Annotated in this window: 11 protein-coding genes; 2 read left to right on the top strand and 9 right to left on the bottom strand. The window is 50.0% G+C overall.

What is annotated here, in order from left to right; genetic code table 11:
• Positions 1-112: 112 nt before the first annotated feature.
• Positions 113-949 carry a sugar phosphate isomerase/epimerase family protein gene (locus ASG81_RS09770; RefSeq protein WP_056632607.1) on the bottom strand — a complete coding sequence of 279 codons (837 nt, stop codon included), beginning with the start codon at positions 947-949 and terminating at the stop codon, positions 113-115.
• 27 nt (positions 950-976) lie between these two features.
• On the bottom strand, positions 977-2056 hold the full coding sequence (locus tag ASG81_RS09765; RefSeq protein WP_056632603.1) for a Gfo/Idh/MocA family protein: 1080 nt from the start codon (positions 2054-2056) through the stop codon (positions 977-979).
• A 158-nt stretch (positions 2057-2214) separates the two neighbouring features.
• Between ASG81_RS09765 and ASG81_RS09760 the strand changes: the two genes are divergently transcribed.
• Positions 2215-3093 (top strand): AraC family transcriptional regulator, encoded by an 879-nt coding sequence (locus ASG81_RS09760; protein WP_081417232.1) that lies wholly within the window; start codon positions 2215-2217, stop codon positions 3091-3093.
• Positions 3094-3626: 533 nt separating this feature from the next.
• Here the strand turns inward: ASG81_RS09760 and ASG81_RS09750 are convergent.
• The 6 genes from ASG81_RS09750 to fabF all read right to left on the bottom strand — a co-directional run bounded on the left by ASG81_RS09750 (position 3627) and on the right by fabF (position 11007).
• Positions 3627-4457 (bottom strand): uroporphyrinogen-III synthase, encoded by an 831-nt coding sequence (locus tag ASG81_RS09750; RefSeq protein WP_235548798.1) that lies wholly within the window; start codon positions 4455-4457, stop codon positions 3627-3629.
• A gap of 378 nt (positions 4458-4835) precedes the next feature.
• Complete coding sequence (locus ASG81_RS09745; RefSeq protein ID WP_056632892.1) at positions 4836-5795, bottom strand: ABC transporter substrate-binding protein; 960 nt, start codon at positions 5793-5795, stop codon at positions 4836-4838.
• A 4-nt stretch (positions 5796-5799) separates the two neighbouring features.
• The gene (locus ASG81_RS09740; RefSeq protein WP_235548797.1) at positions 5800-6837 is read right to left on the bottom strand and encodes a FecCD family ABC transporter permease; all 1038 of its coding nucleotides are present in this window, start codon (positions 6835-6837) and stop codon (positions 5800-5802) included.
• Position 6838: 1 nt separating this feature from the next.
• Positions 6839-7843 carry a FecCD family ABC transporter permease gene (locus tag ASG81_RS09735; protein ID WP_056632594.1) on the bottom strand — a complete coding sequence of 335 codons (1005 nt, stop codon included), beginning with the start codon at positions 7841-7843 and terminating at the stop codon, positions 6839-6841.
• 146 nt (positions 7844-7989) lie between these two features.
• Positions 7990-9615, bottom strand: coding sequence for a helix-turn-helix domain-containing protein (locus tag ASG81_RS09730; RefSeq protein ID WP_056632592.1), 1626 nt, complete (start codon positions 9613-9615; stop codon positions 7990-7992).
• A 138-nt stretch (positions 9616-9753) separates the two neighbouring features.
• The gene (gene fabF, locus ASG81_RS09725; protein WP_056632589.1) at positions 9754-11007 is read right to left on the bottom strand and encodes a beta-ketoacyl-ACP synthase II; all 1254 of its coding nucleotides are present in this window, start codon (positions 11005-11007) and stop codon (positions 9754-9756) included.
• 126 nt (positions 11008-11133) lie between these two features.
• Here fabF and ASG81_RS09720 point away from each other — a divergent pair, with 126 nt between their 5' ends.
• Positions 11134-11976, top strand: a complete 843-nt coding sequence (locus ASG81_RS09720; RefSeq protein WP_056632881.1) for a helix-turn-helix transcriptional regulator — start codon at positions 11134-11136, stop codon at positions 11974-11976.
• Positions 11977-12108: 132 nt separating this feature from the next.
• Here ASG81_RS09720 and ASG81_RS09715 read toward each other — a convergent pair whose 3' ends face one another.
• Positions 12109-12420, bottom strand: a complete 312-nt coding sequence (locus tag ASG81_RS09715; protein WP_056632585.1) for a Dabb family protein — start codon at positions 12418-12420, stop codon at positions 12109-12111.
• Positions 12421-12482: the final 62 nt, after the last annotated feature.

Genomic DNA, 12482 nt, shown 5'->3' with positions numbered 1-12482 from the left:
GGAAACGAAGGAAAGCAGCTAAGGAGTAAATAAAAAAATGGTTGAGTAGGCTCTTACGGCACTCAACCATTTTCGTATTTCTGTCCTTGCCTCGTAAAAATGAGACTACTATTTAAAGTCCTGCTTCACCAAACACTTTGTCAAAGCCAGCCTTGGAACGCAGAACAAGCTCTTCCGGCGATTGCAATGGAGCCTCTGCCGTTAAAATTTCCTGAGATACAGCTCCCTTGTAACCGATTCTATCGAGCGCCTTAAGGAAGCCCACCAAATCAATCACGCCTTCGCCCGGATAAATGCGGCCGTTATCAAGCGCTTCCTCCACAGGTACGTCAGGCGCGTCATTAATATGCACATGCACGATCTGATCAGCGCGAAGCGCTTCTATATCGGCAATAGTCAAACCGTTCGTGTACCAATGATACGAATCGAACAACAGCCCTACGTTACTCTCGCCGATCGCATCGAACCATTCCAGCGTCTCTTCGAGCGTCCAAATAAACGGATTCGCCCAGCGCGTGCGCAAATGGTGGGGACCAACGAATTCGAGTCCGAGACGAATGCCGTAAGCGCCAAGAATTTGCGCGCAGGTACGTAATCTGCGCGTTGCCAGTGCCATAAAGCGGGCTGCCTTCAAATCCGTGGAAGGCAAAATATACGTGCAGCAGCTCATACAGCCAAGCTCCGCTGCAGCTGCAGCGGCTCCCGCTAATTTCTCCAGTCCTTCAAGAAACGCCTCTTCCGTCGTTCTCCATTCTACCGGAAGACCGATCGAGCCGATCACCACGCCGTTCTTTGCAAGCAGCTCACGTGCTTTTTGGACGCCATGACGGTTAATCAGCGAACCGGCATCCAAATCTACAGCTTGAAAACCATATTCGCCAGCGAGCTCGATGAAACGCTCATCGCTTTCAATGCGGCCAAGCCCTGCGCCGGTTAATCCTCTCAGCATGCTGTTGCCTCCTTCTTCGTCACCACGTTAGTTTAAATTCCAATCCAGCTTCACTTCACTGCCCGTACGGGATGATTCATAAATAGCATCCAAAACAAGATTGTTGGTCAAGCCGGTAAGCGCAGAAGTAATCGGCTGCTTGCCTTCGCGGATACATTCCAGGAAGTGACGGCTCAGTCGGGCGCGTTCACCCTCATCGTTATCGGCTTTGCGCAGAACCGTTTCAATCGGACGATCGAATTTCTCCGTAAGCAGCTTTCCCTCAGCACCACGGTAGCTTGCGCCGCCTTCCGAACCCATCAAATGAATGAACGGCGTATTGTCCGTATCCATGTGCACAGCCCAGCTTACTTCAAGCGAAAGCGTGCTTCCGTCTTCCATTTTGATCAAGGCGGTTGCCAAATCCTCTACATCGTAAGTGCCGTTCCAATTCGGCTTGCCCCAAGTTCCGATCCCTTTACGGCTTGGACCAAACTCCGCATAGGTTGCGCCATATACGGATACCGGCTTCGGATTGCCCATCAAGTACAGCGCAAGGTCAAGCATATGAACGCCGATATCGATAAGCGGGCCGCCGCCCGACTGATCCATTTGAGTAAACCAAGTGCCCCAGCCTGGGATGCCTTTGCGGCGGAACCAGCCGGTTTTTGCCGTATATATTTTGCCAAGCTCCCCGCGATCGATTTGCTCTTTAATTTGCATCGGCACCGATTCCCAGCGCATCTGATGACCAACCATCACTATGCGGTCGGAAGCCTGGCTCGCCTTCATAATTTGACGAGCCGCTTCGCCGTTAATGCCCATCGGCTTCTCGAGCAGCACATGCTTGCCGGCAGCTAAAGCCTGTACCGCAAGCGGTGCATGGAATTGGTTAGGAACCCCTATAATAACGGCGTCCACGTCTGAGCGCTGAATCAGCTCTTCCGGCGAATTTGCAACGCTTGCGATCCCGTATTGCTTCGCTCTCTCTACGGCAAGCGGCAAATACGCATCGGTAATAGCCGTAATGACGCACTCGTCGCCTAGCTTGGAAAACTCGCCAGCATGAACTTTTCCGATATTGCCCGCACCGATAATGCCTATTCTAATTTTATTTTCAATGGACATTGGAAAACCTCCCGATAAGTTTGGTGAAGCAAAATTGCTTTGCAAGCATCCGCGTTAGCTAACGCTTGCTTCCGTTATTTATGTTAAAATAAACGGGATGAGAAATCGTGCTTGTTTTTCGATAAAAGTCTCAGTTTTTCGGAGGAATCCATTATTTCATGACTTATATACCCGACTACTTGAAAACGTATCCAAATATGAACACATCCTCTCCCCTCCATATTAGCCTGAACCGTCTTTACCAAGGCTTCCGTCCGCATCGTCACGACTTTTTGGAGTTTTCATATGTGGTAGATGGAAGAGGCTCCGAATCGATCAATGATGCCAAGCATCAAATGCTGCCAGGCACGTTTACGTTCGTGCTGCCCTATCAGGTCCATGAGCTTTTTACGGAACCGGGCAGTACCCTAGTTCTATATAATTGCATGTTCAGCATGGATTTGTTGATGGAGCCGGGTCAAGAGGGCGGCTTAATGGACTTAATCGCTCAGAACGCGATGCCGTCCTTCGTTCAGCTGAGCGACACGGACAACGTACGCATGAAGCATTTAATAGAAGATATGTATAACGAGTATAAGGGGCAGGAGCTGTGGCGCCGCACAATGCTCCAGGTTAGATTGAAGGAAATATTAGCCTGCTTCGACCGGTACCGCCGGAAGGCCGCGCCTTCCGCTGTCGTATCGACGCTCGGATCCAAGTCGAATGCCTCCGTATGGCCGATCATCCATTATATTCATCGCCATTATCAGGATGAGCTTGCGCTTTCCGACCTTGCAAGCCGCTTTACGATGAGCGTATCGCGAATAAGCGAGGTCATTAAGCAGACGACCGGACAGACCTTCGTTCATTTCCTGCATGATTTGCGCTTGCGGCACGCCTGCAGCCTGCTCGTCTCAACGGAAATGAGTGTCGCCGAAATTGCGCTTGAGGTCGGATATGGCTCCTACAAAACGTTTTCCCGTATTTTCCGTGAGACGAAGGGCGTCGTGCCGAAGGATTACCGAAAAATAAAGAGCCAGGAGAAGCTCAGCCAATAGCCGATAAACAATAACAATGCCCCAATCGAATCCAACTAACAAGGGCTGCCCCCCGGTAGATGATTCTACTCAAGAGGCAGCCCCTGCTCTGTTATGTGTTTAGTGGAAAATGGACAAAATCACAAATAAAATGGCTAGCAAAGCGTAAATAACAAGCGAAATAATCATTAAAGTCCGCTTACTCACAGCGCTACTCCCCTTCCAGCACCGATTAGGCTATACACCATTATTGTATGTGTATGGGGACAACGCGGAAATTGTCCAAGTAAGAAAAATCGTCCTCCGAACGCATCGGATAAAAAGCAGCATCGCTCTTCATTAATATCAATATGCTTCCAGCCTGCAACGAATGCCATATAAGGCTTACCCCTCTTGGCTTAATTGCTTGTTTTACCCTCCCGATCGAAGGCAGCACAGAACGAGGGCGACAACAAAAAAAGTGATTAAGCAGCTTCTTATGCCGCTTAATCACTTTTTTCGTCCATTCTTCTGCCAATCTATATACCTTCGCCTTGCAAATAAAGCCCATTGGCCTATATTTCATTACCTTCGACACTCTCGTAATAACGCGAGATCTCAATGATCAAAGCACCCATTCTCTCTATCTCCGGAACAATGATCCGCTTCACTCTGTATTCCTTCAAAGCTTCGGCCGTTACTTTACCGACCGCGGCAGCAACAACATGCTGCTCGAAAGCATTCAGGAGCTGCTCTTTACGCCCCGACCCGATCGCATACTTGAACAAATAATGCACCTGCACCGCAGTCGTGAAGCAAACCGTGTCCACCGAGCCTTCAACAAGTTCAGTCATCAGCAGATCAAGCGTAGCTTCTGCCGGCGGAACATGTCTGTAAGGCAGCACCGATTCTACGTGTACCGCACCTTTATTTTCAAGAAAGCGCGTCAGCTCAGGTGCCGGCTCCCCGTGCAGCTGTATCCATACCCGCTGCCCTTCAAAATTATAGGCAGAAAGGTTGTCCATCAGTCCCTGCATCGTTCCATCATCGTCGCTGACAACCGCCTGAAGACCCGTCCGTTTGAGGAAAGCAGAGGTTTTGTAGCCTCTTGACGCAATTTTCGCTTGGGACATGCGCTCCAGCACAGCTTGCCCAATTCCGAGCTTGTCGGCCGCGCCAACTACGCTTTCAGATCCAAGCCCCGTCGTCAAAATGATCCAGTCCGCGCCCTGCTCTGCGAATCTCCGCAGCGGCTCTTCCAGCAAATCCTCTTCAAACATCGTCAAACCCTGAAGCGAGCGGATAAATGGAATTCCGCCCCTTTTTTCTATGATCAAGCTCATCTCATCCGTTTTCCGAGATCCGGCAATAACGATTCGTTTATCCTTCATAGCGTTTGTACTCATAGTTTTCCAGCCACCGTACTTTCGGTAAATTTGCCTTAGTCGACGTCATTATAACAGAAGGAGCACGAATGCGCATCTCAAATGTTATATGCATGTTAGATATTTTCCCGTGACTGCTTAAAAAACAGCTCGACACTCTGCAATAAATGATTTTAAAGATATACGTACAATTGTGCTTCCGGCGTTCCATCGTGTAAATGAGCGGACGCAGCAAGTAGTAGAAGAAGCCTGAAAGCATTAATGGAACGATAATCATGCTGAAAAACGAAAGCACGGGCTTGAATATAAATCGGCAAAAAAGACCGCAGCAGGGGAGTCCCCCTGAAACGATCTTCCGTTGCAGTCTTATCGTTTGCAATGTTCACGCGATCTCAGCTGTTACTTCGAAAACAGTTTTTCGGCATCATCAAGCGCCATACTGTGTCCGACTGATGAATAATCCAGCCATTTTTGACCGTCTAACACGTACACATGCTTATTTTTGACTGCCTTCAAATTTTGCCAAACCACGTTTTTTTCAAGCTCTTCGAAGTTGGATTTCGCTTCGTTGCCTTTGCTAATAATTACGAAGATCGCATCCGCATCGAAGTCCGGCAGTACCTCTTGCGAAATAACCGCATACGGCTCATCCACGATTTTTTCTACGCCTGTGGCTGGATTTAAACCAAGATCCTCGAACATAATGGGGCCCACGGGACGCTTCATACCCATGACGCGAAGCTCCTTCGCCGTCATGCGGATGGCCATCACCTTCGCCTCTTCTCCTAGATCATCGTTTATAAGCGATTTCACGCGCTCTGCTTTCGCATCATAATCGTTGATAAAAGCTTCCGCTTCCTTCTCCTTGCCGACATGCTGTGCAATTTGGTTCAAATGGTCGCGCCATGTTCCATTATCCATATCAATACTGATCGTCGGCGCGATCTTCTCGAACTTGGCCAGATCATCGCCCGAATTGGCCACATCAATATAGATGACTTCCGGCTTTAACGCGAGTACAGATTCCATGTCGGGATCGGTTACGACGCCCAGCTTCGTGACTCCTTGCAGCCGGTCAGCCACATGCGGCAGAAAATCCTTCACGTCACCGCCAACAACCGAGCCGGCAGGCGTAATGCCCAGCGCAAGCAAGTTATTCGTAATATGGATCGACATTGAAGCGATTTTGGCATTAGCGTCATGCGTTAGATCATCGGTCGAGGGCGCTGGCTCTTCGGACGCGGCATTCGTTTGCGAGCCGTTGCCGGAAGCGGCATTATTCGATGAGGATGATTGTCCGCAAGCGGATAGTACCCCCATGAGCAATAGAAAGGCTAGTGCGGTGATCATTCTTTTCATCATGTTAATAATTCCTCCGTGAGTTAGGTTTTGAGCTTAATAGCAAATAGAGAAAATACGGCCCTCCGATCGCAGCAACGATAACACCTGCAGGAACGGCATTCGGCTGGAAAATGGATCGGCCTATCGTGTCTGCCGAAACCATTATAACTAGACCGACGAGTGCGGCTATCGGCAAAAAATGGCGGTGCTGCGGTCCGGCAAGCCGCCTTGCAATATGCGGTGCAACGAGTCCGATAAAGCCGATGCCTCCGGCCATGGACACACTCGCGCAGGAAAGAGCCACTGCCAGTCCAAGCATGAGCATGCGGTTTCGCGTTACATGACTGCCTACGCCGGATGCTGTCTCGTCGCCCAAAGCAAATAAATCGAGCGTGCGGGAGCGGGAATAAATAATCGGAACAAGCAAAGCAACCCAAGGAAACAGCGCCCATACATTAACCCAATCCCTGCCCCATACACTTCCCGCAAGCCAACGGGCAGCGAAGGTATAGGTATCCTCGTCAAGCTTTAAGGACAGGAAAAGTGTGACGGCGCTAACGCCTGCTTCAATCGCGATGCCGACCAAAATTAATCTAACCGGAATCATCCCTTTATAACGATCGAAAGCAAGCAGAAAAATAATGATCGAAATGACAATGCCCCCGGCGAAGGTGAACATCGGGATAAGCAGCGCAGCAGGCCCTTCCATCGTCCGAAAGAAGGACACGAACACGATTAATCCGAAGGCGGCACCGGAATGAATGCCGAGAATGCCAGGGTCAGCAAGTGAATTGCGGGATACGCCTTGCAGCACAGCCCCTGAAATGCCGAGCCCAATGCCTGCCAAAATCGTAATGACAATGCGAGGCAGCCGATAATCGAATAAAATAAGCGACTCGTCCCGCGTTCCGGAACCAAGCAGCGTCCGCCAGATCGAGGCGGGAGACAATCGAATCGTCCCCGTGTTTAAGCTGACAATGACAACAATGACCGCGACCGCCAGCAACAAAATACCGGCAACGACCGCTCTGGCTGTTCTTTGCTGCTCCAAGCTCATCATCTTACAGCTCCCTCCTCTCTTTACGCGCTAAATAAAGAAAGAAAGGCACGCCGACCATTGCAACCATTGCGCCTATAGCAAATTCTCGCGGCGGATTGACCATTCGCGATGCAAAATCCGCCCATACGAGCAAAATGGCTCCGAGCAAAGCCGAGAATGGAATGGCCTTGCGATAGTCCACACCCAATAACCGCCTGGCAATATGCGGCACGACAAGACCGACAAACCCGATCGAGCCGGCTACGGATACAGAAGCGCCCGCGAGTATAACAGCTGCAGCCATGCCAAGCAATCTGATTCGTCCCGTATGTACGCCGAGACTGGCTGCTGTCTCGTCTCCAAGCGACAAAAAACTGATGGAGCGTCCCATCGCCGCCGCCCATACAATAACGATGAGCACGATCGGCGCGAGCACTTTCAGTTGTTCCAACTTCACGCCCGCGACGCCACCGGCGTACCAGAATGCAAGATCCTGACTTAAGTCAAAGTAGATCGCGATTCCGCTGCTGAAGGAATGAAGGATCGCCGCGACAACAGCGCCGGCAATTGTCAATCTTAACGAATGAAGCCCTCCCTGGGTCGCCGTTCCCAGCAGTACGATGAACAACGTGCTGAGCGCCGCACCCGCGAAGGACATCAGAATAAGCTGGGTATAAGACAAGCCCGGCAGAAAAGCAAAGCAAAGCGCGACGACGAAGGCCGCTCCCGCATTGACTCCGAGAATGCCGGCATCCGCCATCGGGTTGCGCGTCACGCCCTGCATGACCGCTCCGGCGACAGCGAAAGCCATTCCGGTAACTACCGCACCAAGAACGCGCGGAAGTCTGTATTCATGCACGATTTGATGGGCGGTTATATCCGGATCGTAAGAAAAGACGGCTGCCCACACCGCCTCAAGCGTCAATTGCTTCGCACCATACGATATAGCCAAAAAAATAGACATCAACAGCGCTGCGAAAGCGGCTGCGAACCATAGGCCTGTCATCCATGTTTTATTCCATTTCATAGCCTTCTAATTAAAGAGTCCTCCCTTGAATAATAATATTGATAATCATTATCATCAATTCATTATAGCTCACCCTCTTTTTTCGTACATGACATAATTCAAGATTCGTCCATGGATAAATCTTAGATCGAAGACCGGAGCGGCTGCTACTTGCACAGCAGCCGCTCTATCTCTTCTAATTGTTGGTTAATAACATAAGGGGCATACACGATCCACTTGTCCCAATCCAAAAAATAAAGCCTGTTGCTTTTAACGGCAGGATGCTCCTTCCAGCTGGCATTCGAACGAATAAGCTCCATCCCCCGCCGCCGGTCAAGCTCCGTCTCAAAAGCCATAAACAAATAATCCGATTCATAATGTTTAATCTCGTCAGGCGCAATCGATAACCAATTGAAGCCTGTGCCGATCGGATGGGGCTCTTGCGCTTTTCTTATTCGATCAGGACATGCTAATTGTAACGATCTATAAAATACATGCCCGATGTTCCGGGCGCCATACATTCTGAGATCATTTTTTCGGACCACGCATATCGCTATCGTTGCGCTGCCTATAGACGCATGAACCTTCTTCCGAACGCGTTCCGCCTTGCGTTCGTAGCTTTCCATCCAATTATGCGCCGCCTGCTTCCTGCCGACCAGCTCAGCAATATCCAGCAGATGCGTAAATATATCCTTGCTAGCCCAAGGGAATGGAACGATCGGAGCGATATCATTAATATGCGCCTTCGCTTTAGGCAAAACATTGTCCTTGCATATAATTAAGTCAGGCTTCATATCGCTGAACGCCTGACGGCTAATATTCCAGGTATCCGTTGCATGCTTAGGCAGAACTAACTCTCTCGTGACGAGAGGCATAAAACGATGCATCTGCGCTGCACAAGGCCGAAGGCCGAGCGTAAATAAATGATCCGTGTAAGGAGAGGAAAGAGAAATAATGTTTAAATCAATTTTTTTCGTATAAATCGTGGGCGAATAACCGCTCGTCTCCTTAAAACGGCGGCTGAAATAAAACTCATCCCCATAACCTACGTCTGCTGCAATATCGTTCACAGGCTTATCGGTCATAAGCAGCATTTCTTTCGCTTTGTTTATTCGCAAATGAGTTAAATAGGATACGGGAGTTTTATTCATGGATTGTTTAAATACTTGGGAATAATAGGAAGGATGCAGCTGTGCAAGTTCAGCCAGCTTGTTCACCCTAATCTCTTCCCGGTAATGGTTATTCATATAATCGATCGTCATTCTTAGACGGTCTTTCATTTCGTTAGGTAAAGATAGCTCGGCATGGCGAAGCAGGCCGTCAATCAAATCGTATAAATACTGCTGACGGAGGAGCCCCTTCTTCTTTGTAAACCGCTCGCCGTCCGCTTCCGACGCAAGCAAATAAAAGGAGCGCTTAAACTGGCTTCCACCTACCCGAAGCTTACCTTGCAGCGGAAAAGATATCTCGCGTTTATAGGCTCTCCCTGCATCCGATTTCTCGGTCAATCGGAACCAATCAAATGCAACCCAATAAAGCTCGGCATGAGCGCCTGACAAAAGCCGAAACTGTACGGTCGTGCCGAGTGCTAGGACATGCAGCGAATCACGCTCCATTTTGCTTACATGACCGTTGATGATAAGATCGCCATCGCCCTTTGCGATGTAAAGCAGCGTATGATGGGCTAACGGAATTGCTCCATCTGCCCAGATCGGCGCCTCCATGCTTTTGCCTGCTTGCTCTATTTCAAAAATGACGTCGTTTAACCATTTATTATGCTCAAGCGTGCTCATTCCAGCCCCGCCCCTTCCAGCTGCTTCATCATTGCTGCACGTTCCAGCAACTAGTGAAAATCATTATCAATTTTAATGGACATACGATATTATTTCAATGATTTTCGGTTAGTTGTCCAGCTTGACAAGAGGCCTTTATTATATTCCTTTAACGCCGGCTTCATATTTTTTTAAAATAATTACCGCATTATGACCGCCAAAGCCAAAGGAATTGGACATTCCGATTTCAATATCCGCCTCACGCGCTTTGTTCGGCACATAATCAAGATCGCAAACCGGATCGGGCTCCTCTTGGTTTATCGTCGGTGGAATAATCCCCTCCTGAATGGTTTTCACTAAGGCGATCGCCTCCGCTCCGCCCGCTGCGCCGAGCATATGTCCCGTCATCGATTTGTTTGCCGTCACCGAAATCCGGTACGCCTGCTCGCCGAACAGTTTTTTGATCGCCGCCGTCTCTGACCGGTCGCCGATTTCGGTGCTGGTGGCATGAGCGCTGATCAGATCAACCTGGCTTTGATGCAGGCCGGCTTCGCGCAGAGCATGCTTCATCGCTTGATAAGCGCCAATACCATCCGGATGAGTGGCGACCATGTGATAGGCATCGGAGCTTGCTCCATAGCCGATCACCTCCGCATGAATGCGGGCGCCTCTGCGTAAAGCATGGGACAGTGATTCCATTACGAGGATGCCTGCTCCTTCGGCCATGACGAATCCGTCACGCCCCGCATCAAACGGCCGGCTTGCAAGCGCAGGCGCGTCGTTCCGCGTCGATATTGAGGTAGCATTTCCGAAGCTGGCGAGCGATATATCCGTAATGGCTGCCTCCGCACCTCCTGCGATAACGACATCCGCGCCGCCGGAGCGAATGAGCCTCCACGCTTCCCCAATCGCCGTATTTCCTATCGAGCATGCCGTAACCGGCGACATCGACGGCCCCTGTATGCCGAACCGGATGCTGATCATCGCCGCAGCCATGTTCGCGATCATCATGGGAACGAGCGTCGGGCTAACCCGCTCAGGACCGCGTTCGCGCAAAACTTCGGCTTGGTCAAGCAGAGTTTGTATGCCGCCGATGCCGGAGCCAACATAAACGCCAACGCGCTCCCGATCGGTCTGCTCAAGCGAAAGCGCCGCATCCTCCAGAGCTTGCTCGGCTGCCGCTATAGCAAATTGGCTGAATCGATCTATACGGCGAGCCTCCTTACGTCCAAAGCGCGCATCCGCGTCAAAATCTGTAACAATGCCTGCTATTTTTGCTTTATGCCTAGACGTATCGAATGTATCAATCACTGAAATGCCCGACTCGCCCTTAACCATCCGATTCCAAAATTGCCCCACCTCGTTTCCAAGCGGCGAAATGACGCCCATCCCTGTAATAACGACTCGTTCCATCGTTAATCCCCCTTCACGATTACCTTGATGAAGAGAGTTTGTCATAGTTATTATCCTATTACAAGTTGTTGTTTATTATAGTATAATGGGTACCACTATAATGATCGTCCGAGGATGGATTTTATGATAAACCGGGAAACGAGATTACAAGCACTATCAACCTTCTTAAAATCGAAGCGGGCCAAAATCATGCCAGGGGACGCCGGCTTTCCTTCCGGCACACGTCGAAGAACGCCGGGCCTCAGGCGAGAGGAGGTCGCTCAGCTCGCCGGCGTCAGTCCCACCTGGTATACCTGGCTCGAGCAGGGCAGGGACATTAAAGTGTCGGCCTCCGTCCTCGATTGCGTAGCGGCAGCGCTGCAAATGAATGACGACGAACGGAAATATTTATACGCTCTCGCATTTGAGTCCGGTCACGGCGCCGTTCAAATTAACGAAGAGTACTTTGAGATTACGCCATCCTTACAGCGGATTTTGCAGGAGCTTCGCTTTTGCCCGACTATCATATCCGACCGGCGCTGCCAAATTGTCGGCTGGAACCAAGCGGCCTCGCATGTGTTTATGGATTTCGAGCAAATTCCGGCCGAGCAGCGGAATATGATTCAGCTGTTGTTCTCGCGGAAGGAATTCCGGCGGCTTGCAGGCAATTGGGACCATTTTGTAGGCGGATTTCTTGCTATCTTTCGAGCTTATTACGGTCAATATGTACAGGATGAATGGTATGAGCGGTTTATTGAGGAAATGAAGGAGGGCCATCCGGAGTTTCAATACCTTTGGGAGCAAAGCCAGGTTAGCTCGGCTCCCGATGTTTTGCTTGAATTTCGCCATGCAAAGGTAGGGAAGATGTTGTTCCACCTTACTTCCTTACAGGTGCAGGGCAGCACCGACCTGCGATGCAGCGTATATACGCCGGCGCCTGAGACCTCTACAGAAACCAAGCTCCGGCGTTTAATGGAAAGGCAAGAATAAGTGCTTATGACCCGCCTCTCTTGCATACTATTCGTTTAATTGAAGCGTCCGATTGCAAATTTTGTTAATGAGAGCATGGTCATGACTAATTACCCGTTCGTCCGTCCGTCCGTCATACCCTGCCATGGCTGGCTACCGCTTATTCAGAATAGGATAATCGATGACGATCACGTTATCGATGAGCCCGTCCAGCATGCTCACGAAGCTTTGATGGGCAGGATGCGGACCATATCCGAGCAAGGACTGCCGATCGGCGAATGTCACCCGGAGTCCAAGCGTGTAGCCTTGAATATTGCCTGTTTCCGTTGTTTCATTGCAGCCGGCCGTTAAATCCACAATACCCGCAATTTCTGCTGGCAGCGCATATAAAACTTCCAGCAGTTCTTTTTCTTTGATAGCGGATAGCTTCTCTTTAAATCTAAAGGATACAAGATGCTCGTACATGTTATTTCATTCTCCTTCTGGCTGCCTAAGCGTTATTTCTCCTCATCATATCATGGACTTCC

Source organism: Paenibacillus sp. Soil522, from assembly GCF_001428245.1.
In the GTDB taxonomy this organism is placed as follows: domain Bacteria; phylum Bacillota; class Bacilli; order Paenibacillales; family Paenibacillaceae; genus Pristimantibacillus.
The sequence above is the reverse complement of the archived record's forward strand: the minus strand, read 5'-3'. Positions and strand labels throughout refer to the sequence as shown.